Source organism: Sorangium sp. So ce1036, assembly GCF_051369805.1.
Lineage (GTDB): Bacteria > Myxococcota_A > Polyangia > Polyangiales > Polyangiaceae > Sorangium > Sorangium cellulosum_F.
On sequence record NZ_JBBMOX010000001.1, the window covers coordinates 7,996,502 to 8,019,682 of the forward strand.

Consider the following 23,181-nt stretch of genomic DNA (forward strand, 5'->3'; position numbering starts at 1 on the left):
CCGACCCGACCTCGCCCCGAGGGAGCGCGCGGCTACTGGAGGCCAAGGCGATGGCTCCGCCTGCCCTGCGCTCTCATCGCGTAGGCGATCCCCTCCTGGAGCGCGCCGGCCGTCACCATGGTGCCGAGTGAGATATCGAGATCGACGAACGCCCTCGCCATCTCGGGGCCGATCCCGGTGATCACGGCCTGGGCGCCGAGCAGCCGGAGCCCGTCGCCGGCCCGGATGAGCCTGTGCGCCGCGTCCACGTCGAGCCCGCGCGCCCCGGTGACGTCCAGGATCACGAACGACGCGCCGCGCTCGCTGACCCCCTTGAGCGCCGTCTCCGTCGCGCGCTCGATCCTCACGGCGTCCATGGTGCCGATGAGCGGCATGATGACGATGCTGTCCGTGATGGGGATGAGCGGCGTCGACAGCTCCTTCAGCCTCTCCCGCTGGGCGGCGATGATCTGCTCCTGCAGGTCGGCCCTGGCCGCCTCGGCCCGCTCGCGCTCGGCGAGCTCGAGCGTCAGTCGGTCGTTGGCCTGGCGCAGCTCCTCCGTGCGGCGCACGAGCTCCCGGGTCAGCTCCTCGCGCTCCACCTCGGCCGACGCGCGCTCGCGGAGCGTCTCCTCCAGGCGCGCGTTCCTGTCGAGGAGCGCCCGCGTGACGCGCCGGAGCGAGAGCTGGGTCCGCACGCGCGCGATGAGCTCTCCGCCGTGGAACGGCTTCGTCACGTAGTCGACGGCGCCCGCCTCGAACCCCTCGACCATGGCGCTCGCCTCGCTCCGCGCCGTCATGAAGATGACCGGGACCCCCGCGGTCGCGGGGTCTGCCTTGAGGCGCCTGCAGGTCTCGAACCCGTCGAGGCGAGGCATCATCACGTCGAGGAGGACGAGATCCGGCTCATCACGGGAGACGACGCTCAGCGCCATCTCACCGTCGGTCGCCACGGCAACATCGATGTTGGCGTCGGTGAGCGCCTTGGAGATCACACCGAGGTTCACTGGGTTGTCATCCACGACGAGCACCAGGTCGGCTCTCTCCGCTCGATCCATCGGTTCCCCTGACCGTTTGCCCCCGCCTGTCGAATCCGATACCTAGTCGAACGATCTTCCCGGATCAACGAAAAACTGGCCGCTCAGGCCGCTGGTCTCCAGTCCTCATGAGATCATCGATGTACACCGGGCTGACGATCTGCGGGAGTTCATGACCGTGTGCGCGGCCGCGCCTCGGCGCCGCGCGGGACGGGGTCGGGCCCCGTGGAGCGTCGGCGGGACGGCAGAGCCCGTCATGTCACGCTGAATCGGTATCTCGAAGCGCCTTGTCCTGTCGCGGCGCGCGGAGAGGAGACGGGAATGGAGCGGCGCGGGGGCGCCAGGCGATGTCCCGCCCCTCCGCGCGCGGGGGCTCGAGGAGGCGCCGCCCGTCGCGCGGCGCAAGGGGAGCGGCCCGCCGCGCCACGGCCACGATCGACTGGCGCTGTACATCCGTTCACATCTCTGCTAGCCGAGAGGCATGCGCCCCCGCAAGGCCGCCGCCAGGGTCATCGAAGAGCTGCCGCCCGATGAGGACACCCCCGATGCGATCCCGCCGGACGACGCGGCGGACGAGGCGATGTCCCTCGCCGGCGAGCCGCTCTCGACCGAGCGCCTCTGCATCGACTGCGGCAGCAGCAGCGGCGCGTACGACGGCTGCCCGCACCGCGAGCGGGCCCGCCTCCACGCGCCGCCGCGGGGCGCGGCCGAGCTCGTCGCGCGCCTGCGCCGGGCCGCGGCCGAGCACCGGGCCGCCGCCCGCGCCCTGCGCGCGCTCGTCATGGCCGAGCACGCGCGCGGCCGCGCCGACCTGGAGACCGAGGCGGAGGCGGCGGACGAGCCGCCTCCGCCCGAGGCCGCGGCGCCCCGGCCGGCGCCGGAGGCGCCGCCGCAGGCCGCCTGCCCGCGCTGCGGAGAGCGGGCCGGGGGTGAGCCGGCCGAGGCGGAGACGCCGCCGCGCCGGCCGAGGCGCAAGGCGCGGGTGGCCCTCGAGCAGCAGGCGTTCTCGTTCACGCGCGACGCCGGAGAGCGCCCCGCGCCAGGCTCGTGAAGACGCCGGACACCGGGACGGGACAAGGGGCTTGTCGCAAAGGGCGAGTTCCGCGGGGCGCGAACGCGCGAGAGCACGAGCGCGGAGGCGCGCGGAGCGCTCGGCGTTCGCGCTCTGTCGTGCGACGCTGTCCGGTCCCCGCCGGGCGAGCGGCGAGGAGGGCCGGCGGCGCGCGGGGTCCTCCGCCACACATCTCCCGAGAAACGCAGCTGACAAGCAACGCGCGCTGGCCGATAGTATCGCCGCGTGCTGAAGCGCTCTCGCTCCCGCCGCGGCGCCACGACCGCGCGTGTGTCCCGTGCTACACATGCGGTTTCTCATGGCGCCACGGCCGGAGCCGGGGCCGAGGACGACCGAGGACTGTGCCACCATGTCGCGCGATAGAGCCATCGGCATCATGTGCCCCGACATCTGGGGGGCGTATTTCTGCCAGGTCCTCGGCGGCATCCAGTCGGCCGCCCGGCGCTTCGGATACCGGGTGATCGCGATCCGGTCGTCCCCGCGGGACGTCCACCGGCTGAAGCTCGCGCGGGGCCTGATCGACGGGTGGATCGCGGCGGTCGACCCGACGGGGATCGAGCTCTTCCTCGACGCCGGACAGCCCGTCGTGACCCTCAGCGCACCTTCCAGGGACGCGCGCTGTCCTTGCGTGTTGCCCGACAACCACGGTGGCGCCCTCTCGGCCATCCATCACCTGATCGAGCACGGCCACAGGCGCATCGTCTTCGCCGGCAACATGGCGCAAGGGGACATCCGGCAGCGCTTCAAGGCCTACCAGGACGCGCTCGCGGCGCGCGGTATCCCGTTCGACCCCGGGCTGGTCATCGAGATCCCGGACAACGAGAGGGCGAGCGGGCAGCTCGCCGCAAAGCGGCTCCTCGCCTCGGGCGCGCCGTGCACCGCGATGTTCGTGGCCACCGACCAGGGCGCGCTCGGGGCGATGGACACGCTCCTCGCGGCGGGCCGCCGCATCCCCGAGGACATCGCCCTCGTGGGGTTCGATGACATCGAGTCGGCCAGGTACGCCGCGCCGCCGCTGACCACGGTGCGCCAGCAGTTCGACTGGATCGGCAGGACCGCCGCGCAGCTGCTCATCGATCGGCTCGCGGGCGTGGCGGTCCCCGGCGCCGGCCACGTCGCGCCGACGACGCTCATCCCGCGCCGCTCCTGCGGCTGCGTGCCCGGCGGCGCCCGGCGCGATCGGCGCTCGCGGCCGCCCGAGGGCGCCGCGGACTGGAAGGACACGCTCGCCGGGGAGCTGCTCGAGCTCATGAGCTTCTCGGCGGCGAGCGACCGGGGCGCGCCGCAGGCCCACACCTGGCCCGAGGTCGCCGAGGTGATCGAGGGGCTCGAGGCGGCCGCCCGGGGCGCGCCGCCGCCTCCGCGCGCGGCGCTGGCGCGGGCATGGCGGCAGGCCGTGCACCAGATGCCCGACGTCGACGCGCTCCTCCTGCTGGTCGACCGGCTGGAGCGGGCGGGCCGCGCGCTGCTCCGGGCCGAGGGGGACGCCGCCGCCGAGGAGCGCGTGGCCGCCTACGTGAGGCAGGCCCGGCGCGACGTGATGGCCTGTCGGGTGGCGATCGAGCGGGCGCGCGCCGACTACCTGAACGGCCTCCTGGACATCAACCTGGTCGTCCGGAAGACGCTCCTGGAGGACGCGGACGGCGGCGGGAGCAAGCTGAGCTGGCTGTCCGCGCTGCAGATGAGCTGGGGCTGCCTCGGTGTGTGGGATACGCCGTCGGAGTCCGGCCCGGTGCTGAGGATCGTCGAGAGCGCCTGCCCCGGCGGACAGGCCGCCTCGCCGCCGGCGGGCACGCGCATCGCCGCGGAGGAGTTCCCGCCGCGGGCGTGGCTCCCTGCCTCCGCGCATCCCGAGGACGATCACGTGATGCGGCTGCTCCCGCTGCGCGGCGAGGACGGGGAGCGCGGGCTGCTCGCGATCTCGGCGCCGGTGAGCAGCCCGCTGGGGCTGGATCACAGGGACATGGCCATGTGGGTGGCGATGCTCAGCACCTCGCTCGAGCGCGCGCGGCTCATCGAGTCGCTGATCGCGCAGGAGGGCCAGGCGCGCGCCGCCTACGAGCGCGAGCGCGCCCTGGCCGACGCCGTGCGCCGGCTCGGGTGTCCGGTCATCCCGCTGGACCAGGGCGTGCTGCTCGTGCCGCTCATCGGGGCGATCGACGCGGGGCGCGCGGGCCAGGTGCTCGAGGTGGTGCTCGCGGAGATAGGCCGCCAGGAGGCCGAGGTGCTCCTGATGGACATCACCGGCGTGCCGGTCGCCGACCCCCAGGTGGCGCAATCGCTGCTCAAGACGGCCCGCGCCGCCGTCCTGCTCGGGGCCGAGGTCATCGTCGTGGGGATGCGGCCGCAGGTCGCGCAGGGCTTCACCCAGCTCGGCATCGATCTTCACGGCATGACGCTCTATCCGACCCTCGGCAAGGCGCTCACCGCGCTGCGCAACAGGCGAAGACCCGGGTCCGAGCCCCGGGCGCCCCGCGCCTGACGAAGACGGGGGCGAGCTCGGCCACCCCCCGGGATCGAGGATGGCCGCGCGCCGGTTTTTGATTGACTCCGGCCATGTGAACGATCACAATTTGGGCTCCGGGATTCTTCCGCTTTGCCCTTGCCGGCCTCGGATGGGCCGGCATGTGCACCGGGCCCTGCGTCCTCATGCGCGTTCACCGTGACGGTCGGGCTCCGAGGAGCTCGCCGACCCGATCGGGCATTCCTCTGGAGACTGGCATGAACACTCACCTCGATTTGCCCCGTCAATCCATGGCTCCGCGCCGTTCCATCCTTCATCTCTCTGTCCTCGGCTGTGTGCTCGCGGCGCTCGCCGGCTGCGCCAGCGAGGCGACGGACGACCCGCAGCCCTCCGCCGGGACGGGCGGCACGGAGAATCCGACGTCGGGCGCCGGCGGCACGGCGGGCGTGGGGGGCGCGGGCACGGGCGGGTCGACCTCCGGCACGGGCGGGGGGAGCGTCACGGGCACGGGCGGATCGACCCCCGGCACGGGCGGGGGGAGCGCCTCGGGCACGGGCGGCGGCGAGACGACCGGAGGGAACGGCGGCGCTCCGGGGACCGGGGAGGGCGGCGGCGCTCCGGGGACCGGGGGGGCCGGCGGGGGCGGCCCGGCGGTGACCTGCGACTTGCCCACCACGTTCAGGTGGAAGTCGGGGCCTCCGGTGATCAGCCCCAAGCCGCCCGCCGGCCGCACCTTCGCGTCGGTCAAGGACCCGACGATCGTGTTCTATGACGACAAGTACCACGTATTTGCCACCGTGTTCGACACCACGACGGGCGATGGCTCGTGGCAGTCGGTGTACCTGAACTTCCCGGACTTCTCTCAGGCGAACTCCGCTCAGCAGCACTACATGGCGGGCTGGCCCACCGGCAGCACGGTCGCGCCCCAGGTCTTCTATTTCCGGCCGCACAACAAGTGGTACCTCATCTACCAGTGGAACGGCAGGTACTCGACGAACGACGACATCAACAACATGAACGGCTGGAGCCGGCCCCAGGCGCTGCTCCGCGGCGAGCCAGGCGCCATGGGGAACGTCCTCGGCGCGCTCGACTTCTGGCTCATCTGCGACGACGACTATTGCCACCTCTTCTTCTCACGGGACGACGGGAAGCTCTACCGCTCCAAGGTCAGCATCGACGACTTCCCGAAGTTCGACGGTTACGAGGTCGTCATGACGGCGCCCAGCGCAGGGCTCCTGTTCGAGGCGAGCAACGTCTACAAGGTGGACGGCTCGAACAAGTACCTGCTCCTCGTGGAGGCGTTCGACAACAGCCCTCGCTTCTTCAGGTCGTGGACCTCCGAGAGCCTGGATGGCCCCTGGACCCCCCTGGCCGACACCAAGCAGAACCCGTTCGCCGGCCCCGCCAACGTGACGTTCGAGGGCGCGGACTGGACCGACGACATCAGCCACGGCGAGCTGATCCGCTCCGGGTACGACGAGCGAATGACCATCGACCCGTGCAACTTGCAGTTCCTCTACCAGGGGAGAGATCCGAACGTCGGAGGGGATTACGGCCGCTTGCCCTACCGGCTCGGGCTGTTGACGCTCGAGAAATAACCCCGCTCCCCTCCCCTCTCGGGCGGGATCTCCGGGCGGAAGAGGCGACCTCCCCGCCTGCGCCCCCCCGGCGAGCGCCCTGGTGAACGCGCAGGAGGACGAGCAGCCCGGCGCGCATGACGGCCTGTCCAAGGCGAGGCGGAAGAGCCCCCGACGAGCCGATGTGATCGCTCACATCTCAGCAGGCTTCGCGGCCGCGAGCTCCTCGAACCAGGCGCGCAGGGGGCGCCTCCCGCGCGCGGGCGCCACCGAGTCGGAGGTCATGACCGCGGCGACGAACTCGAGCAGATCCGAGAGCCGCGGGTGAACGGGCGCGAGCAGCACGCTCGTGGATCGGAGCAACCCCGCGGGGACGTGCGCGATGCGCGCCTCCTTGCCGACGGCCTCGAACGCGAGGCGCATCACCGCGTCCCGGGTCATGACGTCGGGCCCGCCCACCGGCACCACCTCGGGGCCCTCGGCGAGGACCTCGGCCAGCGCCTCGGCGACGTCGAGCGGGTGCACCGGGTTGGTCCTCGCGCGGCCGTCGCCCACGACCGTGCCCAGGCCGGCGCGCGCCATCGCGATCAGGTCGGCGAGCGCCGAGTAGATGCCCGTGGGGCGCACGAACGAGAACGACAGGCCCGACGCGCGGACGCGCTCCTCCACCTGGAGGTGGGCGCAGAGGTAATGGGTGTGGGCGTAGCCCGGGCCGGGGTGCGCCGACAGGTAGACGAACCGCCGCGCCCCCGCCCGCTTCGCCGCCTCGAGCAGGCCCGTGTTCGCGACCAGATCGACGTCGTGATACCCCCGGCGCTCGCGCAGCGTCAGCGAGACGCTGGCGCCGAGGCAGGAGACGACGGTGTCGATGCCGTGGGCCGCGCCCGCGGCGGCCCCGCGCGCCGCGGCGTCGGCGACGACGATCTCCGAGGCGAGGCCCGAGAGGCGCGTGGCGTTCTCCTCCGTCCGGGAGAGGGTGCGCACGAAGAGCCCCTGGCCGCGGAGCAGGCGCAGGAGCTCGATGCCGACCGCCCCCGTGGCGCCGGCGAGGAGGATTCGCGGGGAGGTCATGGGCTCGGCGCGCCTTTCATCTGCGACCAGCGATCGAGCTCATTGCTTCTTCTGACCCGCCTCGCCCCCCGGACGGAGGAGCCTGACCATCCGGGTGTGCGGGATCCCGGCCTCGTCGAAGACGGGACCCTCCTCGACGAAGCCGAGCTTGCGGTAGAACGGCACCGCCACGACCTGGGAGCTCAGCACCAGGGCGCGCGCGCGCTGCGCCTCCGCGACGCGGACCGCCTCCTCGATCATGCGCCGGCCGAGGCCGCGGCCGCGGAGCTCCTTCCGGACCGCCACGCGACCCACCTTCAGCGCGTCCCCGTACGGCACGAGGCGCATCGTCGCCACGACCTCCGCGCCGTCCTGGATCACGAAGTGCTGCGCCTCGGCGTCGTGCTCGTCGACCTCGATCGCCTCGGGCACGGCCTGCTCGAGGACGAAGACCTCGTACCGGAGGCGGAGCGCGCCGGCATAGAGCGGCGAGTCGCTGCGGATCGCGCGGATTTCGCTGGCCATCACACCTCCTCGTGCCCCGGTCGCCGGCCCGCCCGGCGCCGCGCGCGGGAGGATACAGCGCCCGCCGGCGCGGTTCGAGCGCCGAGCGCCCGGCGGCGGGGTTCGAGCGCCGAGCGCCCGGCGGCGGGGTTCGAGCGCCGAGCGCCCGCCCGCGGGGTTCGAGCGCCGAGCGCCCGCCGGCGCTCGCGCGTGACTCGACCTCACGCGGGCGGGGCGACCTCGGCGAGCACGAGGTGCTCGTACGGCGCGACCGGCTCGTCGGCGAGCCCGAGGGGGGCGAGGTAGCGCCGGCGCAGCGCCGCGAGGTCGGGCTGCTCGAGCACCCGGTAGCCGGCCGGCTCGACGAAGGCGCGCACCGCCTCGGGGCGGATGCCCCAGCGCATGGGCTCGCCGGCGAGGCGCAGCGCCGCGCGCATCGGCCTGTCCAGCACGCCCACGCCGCCCACGCGAGGTCGGCCGGCGTCGTCCGCAAAGATGGAGGAGAACGCGAGGCGGCTGCCAGGACCCGCGCAGCCGCGCACCGCCGCGAGCAGCCCCCTCACGACCGCCGCGTCGAGGTACATGAGCAGGCCCTCGGCCACGACGACGCTGCGCGCGTCGCTCCGCCACGGGGTGGCCCGCAGCGCCTCGGCGAGCGGTCGGGTCGAGAGGTCCGCCGCGCACAGGTGCAGGCTGTCGCGCTCCGCGCCTGCGGCGCGCAGCCCCGCGCGCTTGGGCTCGGCCGTGGCCGGCGCGTCGATCTCCACGCAGGTCACCCCGGGGTGGCGGCGAGCGACGAGCGCCGCGAGCGCGTCGAGCCCGGCCCCCACGACGAGCAGCTGCGTCGCCCCCGCGGCGATGGCCTCGGAGACCGCATCCGCGACCCACCGCTTGCGCAGGCCGAGCCAGACGAGCTGCCCCCGGACCGTCAACGCCTCCGACACCCTGTAGAGCCGGCGGCCCCACGGCGAGCGCATCAGCGCGATCTCACGGCGGCTGACCACCCCGGATCCGTGGAGGATCGCCTCCACCATGGCGGCCTCGCCCTCCGGCAGCAGCCCGGCGAGCCGGGGCACCGCGTCGATCAGGATCACGAGCCGCGCGATCTTCCTGGCGGTCCGGCTCGGGCGCTCGTGCGACATGGCGAATGCCAGGTACTACCACGCGACGGGGAGAACGCCGCGGCGCCGGCGCCCCCCCGCGCGCGGCCCGGTGCGCCGGCGCCTCCCGCGCGCGGCCCGGTGCGCCGGCGCCCGCGCGTGATAGAGCTCGTTCCTGATGTCGATTCAGTGGTACCCCGGCCACATGACCCGGGCTCGGCGCGCGATCGCCGAGTCGATGCCGATCCAGGACGTCATCATCGAGGTGCTCGATGCCCGCATGCCGCGGTCCAGCGAGAACCCCGTCGTCGCCGAGCTGCGCGGACAGAAGCCGTGCATCAAGGTGCTGAACAAGAGCGACCTGGCCGATCCGGCCGTCACCCGGGCGTGGCTCCGTCACCTCGAGGCGGAGCCCCCGGCAGCCCCCGACGGGGCGACGCCCGGCGGCAAGGTGCTCGCGCTGGCGCTCTCCGCGACCCAGTCGTCCGAGGCGCGGACGCGGATCCCCGAGCTCTGCAAGCGCCTCGCGCCCCAGAGGAGCGGCCCTGGCAGGGTGGTGCGGGCGATGATCGTGGGCATTCCCAACGTGGGCAAGTCGACGATCATCAACGTGCTCATGGAGCGCAAGGTGGCCAAGGTCGGCGACGAGCCCGCGGTCACGAAGAGCCAGCAGCTCGTGACCCTGAAGAGCGGCATCGTCCTCTCCGACAACCCGGGGATCCTCTGGCCCAAGATCGGCGACGAGGCCGCCTCGTACCGTCTGGCCGTGGGCGGGGCGATCCCGGACACGGCCATCGACTACGAGAGCGTGGCCCTGTTCGCGGCGAGGTACTTCCTGAAGCGCTATCCCGAGCGCCTCGTCGAGCGCTACAAGCTGAAGGAGCTCCCGGCGACGGCGCTCGAGCTCATCACCGAGATCGGCCGCCGCCGTGGCTGCCTGCGCAGCGGCGGGGCGGTGGACCTGCACAAGGCGTCGGACCTCCTCGTCCACGACTTCCGCGCCGGCCGGCTCGGGCGAATCAGCCTGGAGGCGCCGCCGGCGCCCGCCGACAGCGCCTGAGCGTGCCTCCCCCCGCCCGAGCGGTCCGGGCCCCCACGCCAGCGTCCGCGTCAACGCCAGCGTCGACGCTCGCTCGGCGCCCCCTGCCCCGTCTCCCCTGCCGGGGGGTCACCCGGCGGCCCCCGTCAGCGCGGAGAGGCGCTGACGCTGGCGGCCCGATGCGTCGAAGTTCGATGGATCGAGCCATCGCTCGAACGCCGCCCTGAGCGCCGGCCACTCCCTGTCGATGATCGAGTACCACGCGGTGTCGCGGCTGCGCCCCTTGTACACGGTGGCCTGCCGGAACACGCCCTCGAACCGGAACCCGAGCCGCGCCGCCGCCGCCCTCGAGCCGGCGTTGAGCGCGTCGCACTTCCACTCGTAGCGCCGGTACCCGAGCTCCTCGAACACCCGCCGCATCATCAGGTACATCGCCTCCGTCGCGGCCGGCGTCCGCTGGAGGAGCGGCGAGAAGCGGAGGTGGCCGACCTCGATGACACCGTTGCCGGGGTCGATCCGCAGGTAGCTCGCGACGCCCACCGCCCGGCCGGTCGCGCCGTCGACGATCGCATGAAACAGGGGATCGTCGCCCAGGCACTTTGCCTCCATCCAGGCGAGGTAGTCGTGCAGGGTCGCGAACGGCCCGTAGGGCAGGTAGGTCCAGCCTCGCCCCTCCGCGTCGGCGCTGTTGGCCGCATAGAGGTCCGCCGCGTGCCGGTCGGGCTGGAGCGGCTCGACCCGGCAGGTCCGCCCGACCATGGCCTCGCGCGGCGGCCGGGGCCGCGGCGTCCAGCCGGGGAGAGGGGGACCGATGGGCTGCATCAGAGAATTCGTGTGTTCCATGACGGGGTGCCCCGACGGGGTGTCCCACGCTCCTCGCCGAGCGGCCCGGGCGCGTCAACCCTGGCGATAGCGGATGGCGCCGCAGAGGCAGCCGCCGGTGTGCACTGCTTCCGACATCGATCTTCCTCTCCCTCTCCGTTCGTAACGAACCGACCGCGGACGGCCTATTCCGTCTCTGGTGAGCGTCAGGAGAGTCCGCTCCTGCGCTGCGTGGATTGTAGTACGTTACAGAACCATCATGCGCAGGCGATGTGGGGGGAGCGCCTCGGAGGGGGCAAGGGCGTGGCCGTTTTCGCGCGGGCGCGAGCGCGTCGCGCCCCTCGTCTCCCGGGGCTTTTCGCGCGTGCCCGCGCCCGTCCGGGCGGTGGTCGTCGGCGGCGGCCTCGCCGGCGTGTCGGCCGCGACCGTGCTCGCCGAGCGCGGCGTCTCCGTCACCCTGATCGAGCGCGAGCCGGTGCTGGGCGGCCGGATCAGCGCCTGGACAGAGCACCTCCCGGACGGCACCGCGTTTCAGATGGAGCGCGGGTTTCACGCGTTCTTCCGGCAGTATTACAACCTGCGATCGCTGCTCGCGCGGCTCGATCCCGCGCGCCGCCTGCTCACGCCGCTCTCCGATTATCCGTTGCTCGGCCCTGGCGGCGCGCGCGAATCCGTCGGAGGGCTGCCCCGCCGGACCCCGCTGAACCTCCTCGCCCTGCTGGCGCGCTCGCGCTCGCTCAGGCTCCGGGACATCGTTCGCGCGGACCTCCGCACGGGCGTGCAGATGCTGGCCTTCGACGGCGAACGCACCTACCGTGAGCTCGACGCGCAGTCGGCGAGGGCGTTTCTCGACGGGCTCCGCCTGCCGCCCCCGGCGCGCCGGATGCTCTTCGATGTCTTCGCGCACTCGTTCTTCAATCCCGAGGACGAGATGTCGGCAGCCGAGCTCGTTGCCATGTTTCATTTCTATTTTCTGGGCAACCCGGAGGGGCTGCCCTTCGATGTGCTGAACGAGCCGTTCTCGGTCGCGCTCTGGGGGCCGTTCGAGCGCCGCCTCGAGGCGCTCGGCGCGCGCATGCGGCTCGGTACGGAGGCGACGCGCATCCTGCCCGGCGCGGGCGGCTGGGAGGTACACCTCGCAGGGGGCCGCGCGCCATTGCCTGCGGACGCGGTGGTGCTGGCCGTGACCGTGCCCGCGCTGCAGGCGATCGTCGCCGGCTCGCCGGCGCTCGGCGACGCCGCGTGGCGCGCGCGTGTCGCCCGCCTCGCGCTGACCCGCCCTTTCGTGGTCTGGCGTCTCTGGCTCGATCGACCGACCGCGCCGGGGCGGCCCCCCTTCGTGGGCACGGCCGGCTTCGGGCCGCTCGAGAACATCTCGCTGTATCACCTCTTCCAGGGCGAGTGCCGCCGCTGGGCCGAGCGCACCCGCGGTTCCGTGGTGGAGCTCCACGCCTACGCGGTCCCGCCGGGGATCGACGAGGCAGCGATTCGCGCCGACCTGCTCGCCGGGCTGCACGGGCTCTATCCGGAGACGAGCGGCGCGCGCGTGCTGCACGAGCGCTGGCTGTGGCGGCAGGATTGTCCCGCCTTCGCTCCAGGGTCGAGCGCCGAGCGACCGGGCGTCGAGACGCCCTCGCCCGGCGTGGCCGTGGCCGGCGATTTCGTCCGCCTGCCCTTCCCCACCGCGCTCATGGAGCGCGCCGCGAGCTCAGGCATCCTCGCGGCGAACACCCTCCTCGCGCGCCTCCGCGTCGAGAGCGAGCCCCTCTGGTCGGTGCCGCGCCGCGGCCTGCTCGCGGGCGTGATGCCCGGCGCCCGCCGGGCGGACAGCGCCGCCCTCGCCGGATGAGCGCCTGCGCGAGCGGCAGCGCCACGAGGCCTCGATCCCCGTCTGCAGCCGGTCGAGTTACGCGCGTCACGTTCCTGCCGTCCCGGCCCGCTCTATCCCAGCCGCACCAGCTCCGCGAGCAGCCGCTCGAGCGCCGCCGCCGGATCGGCAGAGAGGCCCGCGTGGACGCGCGAGGGCTGGACGATGGTGCTGGCCGGCGACACCAGCCAGCCGAAGCGCTCGGCCTGCGGGAGCCCCGCGACGAAGCCGCAGGCCGGATCCCCGGCGCAGACGCGACGGACGAAGTCGAGGTGGTGACCGACCGCCTCGAGATCGAGGTCGGGCGCGAGGGCGAGCAGGCGCCGCGCGTCGAGCTCGGCGCGCGCGTCGAGGAAGCCCTGGGCGCGGCAGAAGAGGATTACCCCGACGTTCATGCGCTCGCCGCGCTCCACCCGCGGGACCACGCGGAGCACGGCGTAGTCGAACGCCTCGCGGGCGCCGCCGGCGCGCGGCGGGCTAGCGTCGGGCTCGGGCATCGAGCGCCTCCTCGACGAAGCCCCGCGGGGACGCGAGGCGGTGGGTCAGGTAGGCGGCGTACGCCGCGCGCCGCGCCGCTGCGCTCGGCGGGGGCGCCGGAGGCGGCTGCGCTTCCTCGAACGCGCTCGCCGGGGCCGCCGCGCGCCGCTCGCCGAACAGCCGGACCGGGGGCTCCTGCTCGACCAGCCACGCGTCGGGGATCGCGGCGACGATCTCCGCGATCCGCTCGGGCGTGAGCAGCGCGCTCAGCGCGGCGTCGGCGGCGGCGAGATCCCCGGCGAACGGCAGCAGCACGTGGTTCTGGATGAGGGGGAAGCGGTCGGCGGCGTCGGCGCGCGGATCCGTCGTGTCGGTCCAGGCGTGGTGCACGTAGAGCGCCGCGCCGTGGTCGATCAGCCAGAGGCGGCGGTGCCACAGGAGCAGGTTCGGGTTCTTGGGCGTCCGGTCCACGTTGCTCACGAAGGCGTCGAACCAGACGACGGCCGACGCGAGCGCCGGGTCGAGCGCCGGGCCCACGAGCGGATGGAAGGCGAGGGAGCCGGGGAGGAAGTCGAGCGCGAGGTTCAGGCCGGCGCTCGCCGACAGGAGGTCGGACAGCTCCGGATCCGGCTCGGCGCGCCCGAACTCCGGATCGAGCTCGATGAACACGATCTCCGGCACCGGCAGCCCGAGCGCGCGCCCGATCTCGCCCGCGACGAGCTCCGCGATCAGCGCCTTCGGCCCCTGGCCCGCGCCGCGGAGCTTCATCACGTAGAGCCCGTCGTCATCCGCCTCCACGAGGGCGGGCGTCGATCCCCCCTCCCGGAGGGGGGTGACGTAGCGTGTGGTGTGGACGGTCCGGATCATGCCGCGGCAACATAGCGCATCTCGGCGCGCCGCACGTCGCCGGCGGAGTGCGGATCGGCGGATGGCCCACGAAACGGCGGGAACCGCGGGAGGACACGCGGGTGGACCCTTTCCTCTGATCTCGATACTGTCGCGCCTCATGACAACGCCAGCAGCCCCCGTCCCAGACACGCCATCGACCCCGGACAGCGGTCCTCCAGCCGCCGCCCCCCTCCCCTTCTGGCGCAACGAGGACTGGATCGCGGTCGTCCTCGGCGCGCTGACCCTCCTCCCTCTCCTCGCCGGCCTCCGGCCCGCGCTCCCCACCCTCAAGTGGGGCAGCGCCGCCGAGCTCACCTCCACCGTCCTCTCCGCGGCGAACCTCTGGAGCTCTCTCCAGGTCGGCCTCGCGCTGCTCGCCGTCTCCGCGGTCGGCGTCGTGCTCCTCGGCCGCGACCTCGCCCGCTACGCGCTCGGCTTCCCTGTCGTCTACGGCCTGAGCTGGCTCGCCCAGGTGCTCGCCGGCAACGCCGTCGTGCACCATTACGGCGTCGAGTACGTCATCTTCGCCCTGCTCCTCGGGCTCTTCATCAGCAACGTGATCGGTCTCCCCGGCTGGCTGCGCGAGGCGGTCCAGACCGAGTACTACATCAAGACCGGCCTCGTCCTCCTCGGCGCAGGCATCCTGTTCCAGGAGATCCTGAAGGCCGGCGCCTTCGGCATCCTGCAATCGCTGCTCGTCGTGCTCGTCGTCTGGTATGCCTGCTTCTGGCTCGCCCGCCGCCTGCGGGTCGACGACGAGTTCGCGGTGATGCTCTCCACCGCCGTGTCCATCTGCGGCGTCTCCGCCGCGATCGCGGCCTGCGGCGCGATCCAGGGCGATCGCAGGAAGCTGTCGTATGTCAGCTCGCTCGTGCTCCTCGTGGCGCTGCCGATGATCTTCCTCCAGCCCTGGATCGTGAAGGCGCTCGGCATCCCCGATCTCGTCGGCGGCGCGTGGCTCGGCGGGACGCTCGACACGACGGGCTCCGTCGTCGCGGCGGGCGCGCTCATCAGCGAGCGGGCGCTCAAGGCCGGCACCATCGTCAAGTTCTCCCAGAACGTCCTGCTCGGCGTGGCCGCGTTCATCCTGTCGCTCTGGTGGACCCTGCGCAACGCGAGCGCCGGCGCGCCCCGCCCGACCGCGCGCCTCATCTGGGAGCGCTTTCCCAAGTTCGTCCTCGGGTTCCTCGCCACGTCGCTCCTCTTCTCGTTCCTGGTCGATCCGGCCGTGGTCACGGAGACCAAGGGCACCATCGGCGGCCTGCGCACGACGTGGTTCGCGCTCGCGTTCACCTCGATCGGGCTGGAGACCCACTTCGGCTCCGTGCTCAAGATGGACGGGGGCCGCCCCGCGCTCGCCTTCATCGGCGCGCAGCTCATCAACCTGGTCTGGACGCTGCTCATCGCCTTCCTGCTCTTCGGCGGGCTCCTCTTCCCCCCGCCCGCGATCCGGTAGGCGCCATCTAGGTGCCATCCTGCGCTCCGGCCCGGCGGCTCGCCGCGCGGGGGTCGCGCGCGACGAGCGCGCCCGCCTGCGAGCGCCGGCCTGGGGGGTGGGCGTCCGGTCGGCCGGCGTCGTGTGGAGCGGCGCTCCGCGGGGTCGCGTCGTCGGCCTCCGACCCCCTGTTGCTGGCGCCGCACCGGCGCCAGGGAGGGATCATGCCGCTATCGACCAAGAAGACGTCCATCGGCCTCTCCAACAACAGCAGGCCGAAGAACAAGAACAAGCGACATCACTGGAAGCGTTACCGCGGTCAGGGCAAGTCCCATCACGGGTAGTCGCCCTGACGAGGGTGGCGGCTCGCCCGGGCGCCGCGCCCGGGCGCCGCTCCGCGCGGCAGCGCGAGAGCGAGCGCCCGAGGCCGGCCTGCATCACTCGGCGAGGTGGAGCAGCGTCGAGCCCGACACGGGCATGTACGAGCCGATCTCCAGCGGCTCCGCGTCGGCCGTGAACTCGAACGGACCGACCACGTGAATCACCTCGACGCTCGGCTCGCCGCCGCCCGCGCCGCCGGCCCCGCCGTCGCCCGCGCCGCCGCCCGCGCCGCCGGCCCCGCCGCCGCCCGCGCCGCCGGCCCCGCCGTCGCCCGCGCCGCCGGCCCCGCCGTCGCCCGCGCCGCCGGCCCCGCCGGCTCCCTCGCCGCCGGCCCCGCCGGCTCCCTCGCCGCCGGCCCCGCCGTCGCCCGCGCCGCCGGCCCCGCCGTCACCCGCGCCGCCGGCCCCGCCGTCACCCGCGCCGCCGGCCCCGCCGGCTCCCTCGCCGCCCGCGCTGGCGGGCCTCGTAACGGTGATGGAGTCGACGTAGACCACGGTCGGGTTGGTCCAGGGGCCCTCGTCGCCCGCGGTGATCTGAAGCCCGAACATCAGCACCTGCGACTTGTCGAACGGGGCAGACCCCTCGGGCACGACCGCGGCATCGACGTCGATCGTGATGTCCGTCCACTCCTTCAGCTCGCTGACGGGATTCCACCCCCAGCCCGCGGTCGCCCACGCCAGCGCATCCCCGTTCTGCACGTACGGCTGCACGCCGCCGCTGGTGCCGGCGTACGTCTTCACGCGGTACGTGATGGTGGCGCCGGTCAGGTCCACCGGCTCGTCGAACGTGACGAGGAACTGCGTTGCTTGCCCGCTCTCGGTGAGCGGCACCGACAGCCGGGCGCAGCCCGAGCAGCTCTCGTCCGGGCCGATACCGGTGTCGCCACCGCCCTCGCCCGCGCCGCCCTCGCCCGCGCCGCCCTCGCCCGCGCCGCCCTCGCCCGCGCCGCCTTCGCCCGCGCCGCCTTCGCCTCCGCCGCCCTCGCCGCCAACCCCGGTGGTCGTGGTGGAGCTCCCGCCCTCCCCGCCGGCCCCACCGCTGCCGCCGGTCCCCTCGTCATCGTCACCGCAACCCGCCAGGGCGAACGAGCCGACCAGCACCCCGCACATCGCCAACGAAAGAAACGACCTCATACTACCCTCTCTTCTGTTCCACGCGTGGCTGCGCGGCCGAGCGCCGTTCGCCGTACCTGCTCTTGCCGTACTCCCGTACCCGAGCTCTCTCCGAACCAGCCGCGCCCGCCCGAGACGCTATCCGGAAGTAAAAATGTTCTCAACGGCAACTCCGTGAGAGCAAGAGTCCCACGCGCCCCGCGGTGCGGGCGCAGGACCGGGGCGGTGCGCCTACTTCCTCTCCCGCGCCCCTATGCGCCCGCCCGCGACCGCGCCGCGATCCCCCGACCCCGGCGGATCCAGGAGCGCCGCGCGCGTGAGCCCCTTTCCCCCGAACCGCTCGGCCACCTCCGCCACGACGCCCTCCAGGCGGCGGCGGCGCTCCGAGGCGACGGGAAACAGGCTCAGGGTCGGCCCGGCGGTCTCGGTCGTCAGATCGCCCGCGGCGACGCCGACGAGCCGCACGGGGCGCGACAGGTCGAACCGCGACAGCAGCCCCTTCGCGCACGCATGGATCGAGTCCGTGTCGCAAACCGGCTCGGACAGCGAGGTCTGGCGGGTCCGCAGCGTGAAGTCCGCGTACTTGAGCTTCACGGTCACGGCGCGGCAGGACAGCCCCGCCTTGAGCAGGCGCCGCGCGACGCGGCCGGACAGCTCGAGCAGCCAGCGCTCGATCGGCTCCCTGCCCAGGAGGTCCTCCTCGACCGTCTCCTCGGCGCCGATCGACTCCGCCTTGCGGCCCGGGACGACCTCGCGCGCGTCGATCCCGGCCGCGAGGAGCCGGACGTGCTCGCCCCACGCGGGGCCGAGGAGCTCGTGGAGGCGCGGCGCCGGGCAGCGCGCGAGATCGCCGATCGTCGCGAGCCCCGCGCGGCGCAGGCGCTCGGCGGCGCGCGGGCCCACGCCCCACATGCGCTCGAGCGGCAGCGGCGCGAGGAAAGCGGCGACGTCCTCGGGGACCACGACGAGCCCGTCGGGCTTCTGCAGATCGCTCGCGATCTTCGCGGCGAACTTGCACGGCGCGACCCCGGCCGACGCCGTGAGCCCGATCTCGCCGCGCACGGCGCGCTTGATCTGCGCCGCGATCGCCTGGCCGTCGCCGAAGAGCGCGCGGCTCGCGGTCACGTCGAGGAACGCCTCGTCGAGCGACAGCCCCTCCACGAGCGGGGTGAAGCGGCGGAAGATCGCGAAGATCTGCGCGCTCACCTCGGCGTAGCGGGCGTGCCGCACCGGCACGACGACCGCCTGCGGGCAGCGGCGGATCGCCTCGGCCATGGGCATCGCCGAGCGGGCGCCGGAGGGGCGCGCCTCGTACGAGGCGGCCGCGACCACGCCGCGCCGCGAGGCGCCGCCGACCAGGACCGGGCGGCCGCGCAGCGACGGGTCGTCGAGCTGCTCGACCGACGCGAAGAACGCGTCCATGTCGATGTGGAGGATCTGGCGCATCGCGGGGGCGAGGATCGCACTCGAGATGCGCGCCGGGATCAACCGATCCCGGAGGGCGGAGAGCGGGTGCGCCGGCCGGGCGATCGCGCCGGCGGCGGGCGCGCTCGCGGACGGATCCCCGCCGCAGGCCGAGCTTGCTCGGGTGTGCGGGGGCGCGGTACACCCAGACGAGGCGTATGGCAAAGCTGAAGCGGCTGCGGATCGAGAGGTTCCGGGGGCTGGTGCCAGGAACGGAGCTCGTCTTCAACGACACGTTCAACGTGCTCCTTGGCCAGAACGGAACGGGGAAGACGACGCTGCTGAAGCTCATCGCGATGGCGCTGGCGTCGAATTTCGCAGCGCTGGAGGGGGAGGACTTCGCGCTGGAGTATGAGATCGAATCGGTCGGCGTGAGCCTCCTGGTCTCGATTCGAAACGACCTGTCCGAGAGATCGACCCCCGAGCCGCGCCCCGCACGAGGTCGGCTTCCGAAGCACCTCGCGGAGAGCAGCAGCCCAGCGTGGTCCTACGAGGCACGGGTCCGATTTCATCACGCAACACCAACACACCGCGTCTCGGTGACGCCCTTGAAAAGCGAACGCTTTGTCGACGACACCCTCGTTCCTGACACAGAGATCCCGGTGTCCGATCCTTTCCAGCCGGGTTTCTTGCTCTGGGCACTTCAGGACGTCTTCTATGAAGCACCCATGGATCTCGGCCCTGAGTGGTTCGACGCCATGTGGGATGAGATCCTCAACCCTCGCGGGAGGGGGAGGTTCGACGAGGCGTTACGCGCCTTCGAGGAAATGACGGGAGAGTCCCTCGCGGAGGAGTCTGGCGATTGCATCGAATCTCCCATGCTCAGCATCTTGAGGACCGGCGTCGGGGATGTGAGCGTCAAGATATCGCCACGGATCCCTCCCGAGATAACACGCCTCATCGAGAGCAACCCCACGTTGCTCGAGGCCAAGAACCCCAGCCTGCCGCACACCGAGCTGCCCTTTCTTCGTGATGCGGCAGAGCTGTTCCAGTATTCTGCCTCCGACCTGATCTTGCTCCTCCACTCGAAGAAGGTCACGCCCGCAGGCGAGGAACTGCTCTATGCGGGCCTCGCCTTCACCTTCACCTTGGAAGACGGCTCCGTCATCACCCACGATGCGCTCAGCTACGGACAGAAGCGGCTCTTGTCGTTCTTCCATTACCTCGCGGTGAGCGAGGACATCGTCATCGCCGACGAGCTGGTGAACGGTCTTCATTACGACTGGATCGAGGCCTGCCTCGGGCGGCTCGTCGATCGGCAATCGTTCCTGACCAGCCAAAATCCCCTCCTGCTCGACTTCCTCCCCTTCACCTCCGCCGAGGATGTCCGGCGGTGCTTCATCCTCTGCCGCCGCGAGCGCCATGAAGGGCGCCGCCGAACGGTCTGGGCCAACATGGACGAGGAGAGCGCGAACGCCTTCTTCCGTGCGTACCGGACCGAAGCGCTCCAGGTGAGCGAGATCCTGAGGACGAAGGGCCTGTGGTGACCCGGGAGCAGGCCCGCCTGTCCATTCTGGTCCTCACGGAGGACAGCGCCGCGGGCAGTTGCGAGACCATCGCAGCGCTCGTGAAGAAGATGCTGCTGCTCATGGATTCCGCGTGTCGGACCCACCTCATCGCGTTCGAGCCGCAGGATGAGCAGGCGCAGCGCGCCATGCGCGGCAACCTGTGGAAGAGCAGAAACCCGTTCGATCGCCAGAAGATCGTGCTCCTCGGCCGGGCGATCGCCGCGAAGCTCATCGAGGATCCGATCGGGTTCGTCGCCTTCCACGTGGACGGCGATCGCCGATGGGCCGAGCGCGCCTCGAGCGAGAACGTCCCGAAGTTCGCTGAGTTCGTGAGCACCTACGTGCAGCCCGGTATCGACAACGCGCTGCGCCGCCAGCGCGCCCGCGACGCGCTCACGACATCGGACCAGGACATCGCCCGGGCCGCCGCAGCAGCCGTCGCGCGTCTGCTGCGGCTCACTCCCTTCCGCAGCATCGAGGCATGGCTCTACCAGAACACCGCCGAGGCGCGCAGGCTGTGCCAGGTCGCATGTGGCCGGCATGTCGCCAAGATCGACGGGTGGGCAGCGGACCGCGGGGCGCTCGACGAGCTGGAGGATCCCAAGGCGGAGCTCTGCCTGGGCTCCGAGCACCACCTGGACCTGGCGCAGCGCGCATTCCCGGCGGACGAGGTCTTCGAGGCGAACAAATCCTATGCAGCCGCCGTGATCGGGCTCCTGGACTGCGCTGATCTCTGCGCAGCCCTCGCCCGCACGCACGCCTGAAAGGCGATCGGCGCGGGCGAGCCCTGCCATCGATCAGGGAGGCCCCATCATCCTGCTACGCTCCGGTCATGGCGACAGGGTTCGCGTCCGGCGCGGGCGAGCCGGCGAGGCTGACGCTCGAGGCCTGGGCTGACCTCGATGAGGACGAGGCGGGGGAGCTCGTCGACGGCCGGGTCGAGGAGGAAGAGATACCGAGCGTTCTCCATGCGGCGGTGGTCGCGTGGCTGATGCGCGTCCTCGGCGTGTGGGCCTCCCTGCGGGGTGGACGCGTCTTCGGCTCGGAGCTCAAGCTCGGCATGAGGGCGCAGGAGCGCGGCCGCAAACCGGACGTCTCCATGTACCTGCCGGGCGCCCGGCTCCCCGCGCGAGGGAGCCCGATGGCGAAGGCGAACCGGCCGCCCGGCGTCGTGATCGAGGTCACCTCGCCGCGACCGCGGGACGCGCGCCGCGATCGCATCGAGAAGCTGGGCGAGTACGCCAGGTTCGGGGTGCGCTTCACCTGGATCCTGGATCCTCAGGTCCGCGGGCTGGAGATCTTCGAGCTCGGCCGGGATGGGCGCTATGCCGTCGCGCTCTCGGCCTCGGAAGGGGTCCACGAGGCGCCCGGTTGCGAGGGGCTTTCGCTGGACCTCGACGCGCTCTGGAGAGAGCTGGATGAGCTGCCAGAGGAGGAGGACGAGGGCCAGGCCGGCACCGCGGAGCGCTAGCCCGTCCGCCGCCCGCCCCCCGGGCACCGGAAACGGTCTCCCGGAGCAGCTCGGCTGCTCCCGCCACACCGGAAACGGTTTCCCCGGGGCAGCTCGGCTGCCCTCGCCACACCGGAAACGGTCGCCCCGGAGCAGCTCGGCTGCTCCCGCCACACCGGAAACGGTTTCCCCGGGGCAGCTCGGCTGCCCTCGCCACACCGGAAACGGTCGCCCCGGAGCAGCTCGGCTGGCCCTGCCACACCGGAAACGGTCGCCCCGGAGCAGCTCGGCTGCTCCCCCCACACCGGAAACGGTCGCCCCGGAGCAGCTCGGCTGCCCTCGCCGCACCGGAAACGGCGACCGGCGCGCGGGTCGAGCCTGTCAGGCCTCACGAGGACGGCGGGCACCACACATACGGCGTGGTCGTGGAGACGGCGCGGAGCCCCAGCCGCTCCAGGCTCGGGCGGCTGTCCGGCGAGGCGTCCACCTGCAGGTAGCGCAGCCCGCGCCCGTGGGCCTGCCGGGCGCGCCGTGCGACGAGGCCGCGGTAAATCCCGCGCCGGCGCCACGCCGGCAGGGTGCTGCCGCCCCACAGGCTCGCGAACTCGGTGCCCCGATGAAAGCGCACCCACGCGGCGCCGACGATCCGCCCCCCCGCCTCGGCGACGTGGATGGAGAGCGCCGTCGGATCGGCGTGCAGCTCGTGCTCCAGCTCGGCCACGAGCCACGCCCAGTCCCCGCCCAGGAGACCGCGGACTGCAAGGCGGCGATCCCGTCGAGCGGCTCGCCGCGGTCGGGGCATCGCAGGGTGATCCCGGGGGGTGGCGCCATGTCGGCGGTCGCGGCCACGACCTCCTCGACGGCCCCGATGACGAGCGCCTCGGCGGGCTCCGGCTGGAGCCCGGCGGCCCGCAGCCGCGCGCCGAGATCCGCGGGGCGGTCGTGGCGATCGATCTTCCACTCGAAGCGGCGGGCCAGCCGGGCGAAGTGCGACACCTCCGCATCGGCGCGCGTGGAGGCGGCTGGGCACGGCAGCGACGTCAGCGTGGCAGTGACGCCGCCGTGGTAAGGAGGCCACGACATCGATGGACAGGGACATCTACCCTCATCACGGGGAAGCATCATGAGCTCGACGTCGATCGCGGGCATGACGGCGCCTGCGCTCGCCGCGGCGGCCGATGACAACCTGGTCGTCCACGCCGGCTGGGTGCACGAGCGGCTCGCCGGCGCCCATGTCGCGCGCGGTGGCGGGCTCGTCCTCGTCGACTCCGGGCTCCCGTGCGACACGTTCAACTTCGTCCTTCGGGCCCGCCTGCCCGCCGCGGAGGCGCGCGAGCGCGCCGAGCAGGCGATCGCGTACTTCCGCCGCGCCGGCCGCCCGTTCTCCTGGTGGGTCGGGCCCGCGGACGAGCCGGCGCACCTCGGCGAGCTCCTGTGCGCCGCGGGGCTCGAGGCCGCCGAGTCGGAGCTGGGCATGGCCGCGGATCTCGAGGCGCTCCGCGCGCCCCCTCCAGCGCCGCGCGACCTGGAGATCCGGCGCGCGCGGACCCCCGCCGAGGTGCGGGATTTCGCGCGCCTCAACGCCGCCAACTGGACGCCGCCCGATCCTTACGTGATGCAGTTCTACGAGATGGCGACGCCGGCCCTCCTGTCGGAGGCGTCGCCGCTCTGGCTCTATGTGGGCTATCTCGGGGATACCCCCGTGGCGACGGCCGAGCTCACCGTGGGGGGCGGGGTCGTCGGCCTGTACAACATCTCGACGCTCGCGCCCTACCGGCGTCGGGGCATCGGCAGCGCGATGACGCTGCGGCCGTTGCTGGACGCGCGCGCCGCCGGGTTCCGGGCGGCCGTCCTCCAGGCCTCGGAGGACGGGGCGGGCGTCTACGCGCGGGTCGGCTTCGTCGCGACGGGACGGATCACGGAGTACAAGCCGCCCGCGGTGCCGTGATGTCGGC

General features: G+C 72.9%; 20 protein-coding genes. 10 read left to right on the forward strand and 10 right to left on the reverse strand.

Going from position 1 to position 23,181, the window contains the following annotated elements:
- Positions 1-32 precede the first annotated feature (32 nt).
- Positions 33-1,037 carry a response regulator gene (locus WMF31_RS30080; protein ID WP_436605245.1) on the reverse strand — a complete coding sequence of 335 codons (1,005 nt, stop codon included), beginning with the start codon at positions 1,035-1,037 and terminating at the stop codon, positions 33-35.
- Between the two features lie 460 nt (positions 1,038-1,497).
- On the opposite strand from WMF31_RS30080, the gene WMF31_RS30085 reads away from it, so the two are divergent.
- The 3 genes from WMF31_RS30085 (at position 1,498) to WMF31_RS30095 (ending at position 6,150) form a co-directional block, all read left to right on the forward strand.
- On the forward strand, positions 1,498-2,067 hold the full coding sequence (locus WMF31_RS30085) for a hypothetical protein (RefSeq protein ID WP_436605246.1): 570 nt from the start codon (positions 1,498-1,500) through the stop codon (positions 2,065-2,067).
- Between the two features lie 370 nt (positions 2,068-2,437).
- The gene (locus tag WMF31_RS30090) at positions 2,438-4,570 is read left to right on the forward strand and encodes a substrate-binding domain-containing protein (RefSeq protein ID WP_436605247.1); all 2,133 of its coding nucleotides are present in this window, start codon (positions 2,438-2,440) and stop codon (positions 4,568-4,570) included.
- A gap of 239 nt (positions 4,571-4,809) precedes the next feature.
- A complete protein-coding gene (locus WMF31_RS30095) occupies positions 4,810-6,150 on the forward strand; it encodes a non-reducing end alpha-L-arabinofuranosidase family hydrolase (RefSeq protein WP_436605248.1) in 1,341 nt (446 codons plus the stop codon).
- Between the two features lie 171 nt (positions 6,151-6,321).
- On the opposite strand, the gene WMF31_RS30100 is transcribed toward WMF31_RS30095, so the two are convergent.
- The 3 genes from WMF31_RS30100 to WMF31_RS30110 form a co-directional block, all read right to left on the reverse strand.
- Entirely contained in the window at positions 6,322-7,200 is an 879-nt protein-coding gene (locus WMF31_RS30100; protein WP_436605249.1) for an NAD(P)H-binding protein, read from the reverse strand.
- 39 nt (positions 7,201-7,239) lie between these two features.
- On the reverse strand, positions 7,240-7,704 hold the full coding sequence (locus tag WMF31_RS30105) for a GNAT family N-acetyltransferase (RefSeq protein ID WP_436605250.1): 465 nt from the start codon (positions 7,702-7,704) through the stop codon (positions 7,240-7,242).
- Between the two features lie 200 nt (positions 7,705-7,904).
- On the reverse strand, positions 7,905-8,825 hold the full coding sequence (locus WMF31_RS30110; RefSeq protein ID WP_436605251.1) for a class I SAM-dependent methyltransferase: 921 nt from the start codon (positions 8,823-8,825) through the stop codon (positions 7,905-7,907).
- Positions 8,826-8,961: 136 nt separating this feature from the next.
- Here WMF31_RS30110 and ylqF point away from each other — a divergent pair, with 136 nt between their 5' ends.
- Positions 8,962-9,843, forward strand: coding sequence for a ribosome biogenesis GTPase YlqF (ylqF, locus tag WMF31_RS30115; protein WP_436605252.1), 882 nt, complete (start codon positions 8,962-8,964; stop codon positions 9,841-9,843).
- A 108-nt stretch (positions 9,844-9,951) separates the two neighbouring features.
- On the opposite strand, the gene WMF31_RS30120 is transcribed toward ylqF, so the two are convergent.
- On the reverse strand, positions 9,952-10,665 hold the full coding sequence (locus tag WMF31_RS30120) for a GNAT family N-acetyltransferase (protein WP_436605253.1): 714 nt from the start codon (positions 10,663-10,665) through the stop codon (positions 9,952-9,954).
- A gap of 238 nt (positions 10,666-10,903) precedes the next feature.
- Here WMF31_RS30120 and WMF31_RS30125 point away from each other — a divergent pair, with 238 nt between their 5' ends.
- A complete protein-coding gene (locus WMF31_RS30125) occupies positions 10,904-12,493 on the forward strand; it encodes an FAD-dependent oxidoreductase (RefSeq protein WP_436605254.1) in 1,590 nt (529 codons plus the stop codon).
- Between the two features lie 92 nt (positions 12,494-12,585).
- Here the strand turns inward: WMF31_RS30125 and WMF31_RS30130 are convergent, their stop codons facing one another.
- Complete coding sequence (locus tag WMF31_RS30130) at positions 12,586-13,008, reverse strand: DUF3037 domain-containing protein (RefSeq protein WP_436605255.1); 423 nt, start codon at positions 13,006-13,008, stop codon at positions 12,586-12,588.
- Complete coding sequence (locus WMF31_RS30135; RefSeq protein ID WP_436605256.1) at positions 12,989-13,855, reverse strand: HipA family kinase; 867 nt, start codon at positions 13,853-13,855, stop codon at positions 12,989-12,991. Before WMF31_RS30135 ends, WMF31_RS30130 begins: the two co-directional genes overlap by 20 nt.
- A 139-nt stretch (positions 13,856-13,994) precedes the next feature.
- Between WMF31_RS30135 and WMF31_RS30140 the strand changes: the two genes are divergently transcribed.
- Positions 13,995-15,332, forward strand: a complete 1,338-nt coding sequence (locus WMF31_RS30140; RefSeq protein WP_436605257.1) for a YeiH family protein — start codon at positions 13,995-13,997, stop codon at positions 15,330-15,332.
- A gap of 416 nt (positions 15,333-15,748) precedes the next feature.
- On the opposite strand, the gene WMF31_RS30145 is transcribed toward WMF31_RS30140, so the two are convergent.
- Both WMF31_RS30145 and WMF31_RS30150 read right to left on the reverse strand, forming a co-directional pair.
- Positions 15,749-16,825 (reverse strand): hypothetical protein, encoded by a 1,077-nt coding sequence (locus tag WMF31_RS30145; protein ID WP_436605258.1) that lies wholly within the window; start codon positions 16,823-16,825, stop codon positions 15,749-15,751.
- Between the two features lie 210 nt (positions 16,826-17,035).
- Positions 17,036-18,250, reverse strand: coding sequence for a DNA polymerase IV (locus WMF31_RS30150; protein WP_436605259.1), 1,215 nt, complete (start codon positions 18,248-18,250; stop codon positions 17,036-17,038).
- A 176-nt stretch (positions 18,251-18,426) separates the two neighbouring features.
- On the opposite strand from WMF31_RS30150, the gene WMF31_RS30155 reads away from it, so the two are divergent.
- From WMF31_RS30155 to WMF31_RS30165, 3 genes are all read left to right on the forward strand, one after another.
- Positions 18,427-19,755 (forward strand): AAA family ATPase, encoded by a 1,329-nt coding sequence (locus WMF31_RS30155; RefSeq protein ID WP_436605260.1) that lies wholly within the window; start codon positions 18,427-18,429, stop codon positions 19,753-19,755.
- Complete coding sequence (locus WMF31_RS30160; protein WP_436605261.1) at positions 19,752-20,540, forward strand: hypothetical protein; 789 nt, start codon at positions 19,752-19,754, stop codon at positions 20,538-20,540. The genes WMF31_RS30155 and WMF31_RS30160 overlap by 4 nt, the downstream gene beginning before the upstream one ends.
- Positions 20,541-20,608: 68 nt before the next feature.
- Positions 20,609-21,247: a Uma2 family endonuclease gene (locus WMF31_RS30165; protein ID WP_436605262.1), complete on the forward strand. Its 639-nt coding sequence runs from the start codon at positions 20,609-20,611 to the stop codon at positions 21,245-21,247.
- 367 nt (positions 21,248-21,614) lie between these two features.
- Here WMF31_RS30165 and WMF31_RS30170 read toward each other — a convergent pair whose 3' ends face one another.
- A complete protein-coding gene (locus WMF31_RS30170) occupies positions 21,615-21,947 on the reverse strand; it encodes a GNAT family N-acetyltransferase (RefSeq protein WP_436605263.1) in 333 nt (110 codons plus the stop codon).
- Between the two features lie 402 nt (positions 21,948-22,349).
- Here WMF31_RS30170 and WMF31_RS30175 point away from each other — a divergent pair, with 402 nt between their 5' ends.
- Positions 22,350-23,174 carry a GNAT family N-acetyltransferase gene (locus WMF31_RS30175; RefSeq protein WP_436605264.1) on the forward strand — a complete coding sequence of 275 codons (825 nt, stop codon included), beginning with the start codon at positions 22,350-22,352 and terminating at the stop codon, positions 23,172-23,174.
- Positions 23,175-23,181: the final 7 nt, after the last annotated feature.

Excerpts from the sequence above, each read along its gene's own strand:
- WMF31_RS30090 (WP_436605247.1), top strand. The coding sequence starts at position 2,438 with ATGTCGCGCGATAGAGCCATCGGCATCATGTGCCCCGACATCTGGGGG.
- WMF31_RS30120 (WP_436605253.1), bottom strand. The coding sequence starts at position 10,665 with ATGGAACACACGAATTCTCTGATGCAGCCCATCGGTCCCCCTCTCCCC.
- WMF31_RS30130 (WP_436605255.1), bottom strand. The coding sequence starts at position 13,008 with ATGCCCGAGCCCGACGCTAGCCCGCCGCGCGCCGGCGGCGCCCGCGAG.
- WMF31_RS30080 (WP_436605245.1), bottom strand. The coding sequence starts at position 1,037 with ATGGATCGAGCGGAGAGAGCCGACCTGGTGCTCGTCGTGGATGACAAC.
- WMF31_RS30110 (WP_436605251.1), bottom strand. The coding sequence starts at position 8,825 with ATGTCGCACGAGCGCCCGAGCCGGACCGCCAGGAAGATCGCGCGGCTC.
- WMF31_RS30085 (WP_436605246.1), top strand. The coding sequence starts at position 1,498 with ATGCGCCCCCGCAAGGCCGCCGCCAGGGTCATCGAAGAGCTGCCGCCC.
- WMF31_RS30150 (WP_436605259.1), bottom strand. The coding sequence starts at position 18,250 with ATGCGCCAGATCCTCCACATCGACATGGACGCGTTCTTCGCGTCGGTC.
- WMF31_RS30140 (WP_436605257.1), top strand. The coding sequence starts at position 13,995 with ATGACAACGCCAGCAGCCCCCGTCCCAGACACGCCATCGACCCCGGAC.
- WMF31_RS30165 (WP_436605262.1), top strand. The coding sequence starts at position 20,609 with ATGGCGACAGGGTTCGCGTCCGGCGCGGGCGAGCCGGCGAGGCTGACG.
- WMF31_RS30175 (WP_436605264.1), top strand. The coding sequence starts at position 22,350 with ATGAGCTCGACGTCGATCGCGGGCATGACGGCGCCTGCGCTCGCCGCG.
- WMF31_RS30145 (WP_436605258.1), bottom strand. The coding sequence starts at position 16,825 with ATGAGGTCGTTTCTTTCGTTGGCGATGTGCGGGGTGCTGGTCGGCTCG.
- WMF31_RS30135 (WP_436605256.1), bottom strand. The coding sequence starts at position 13,855 with ATGATCCGGACCGTCCACACCACACGCTACGTCACCCCCCTCCGGGAG.
- WMF31_RS30105 (WP_436605250.1), bottom strand. The coding sequence starts at position 7,704 with ATGGCCAGCGAAATCCGCGCGATCCGCAGCGACTCGCCGCTCTATGCC.
- ylqF (WP_436605252.1), top strand. The coding sequence starts at position 8,962 with ATGTCGATTCAGTGGTACCCCGGCCACATGACCCGGGCTCGGCGCGCG.
- WMF31_RS30100 (WP_436605249.1), bottom strand. The coding sequence starts at position 7,200 with ATGACCTCCCCGCGAATCCTCCTCGCCGGCGCCACGGGGGCGGTCGGC.
- WMF31_RS30095 (WP_436605248.1), top strand. The coding sequence starts at position 4,810 with ATGAACACTCACCTCGATTTGCCCCGTCAATCCATGGCTCCGCGCCGT.
- WMF31_RS30125 (WP_436605254.1), top strand. The coding sequence starts at position 10,904 with ATGCGCAGGCGATGTGGGGGGAGCGCCTCGGAGGGGGCAAGGGCGTGG.
- WMF31_RS30155 (WP_436605260.1), top strand. The coding sequence starts at position 18,427 with ATGGCAAAGCTGAAGCGGCTGCGGATCGAGAGGTTCCGGGGGCTGGTG.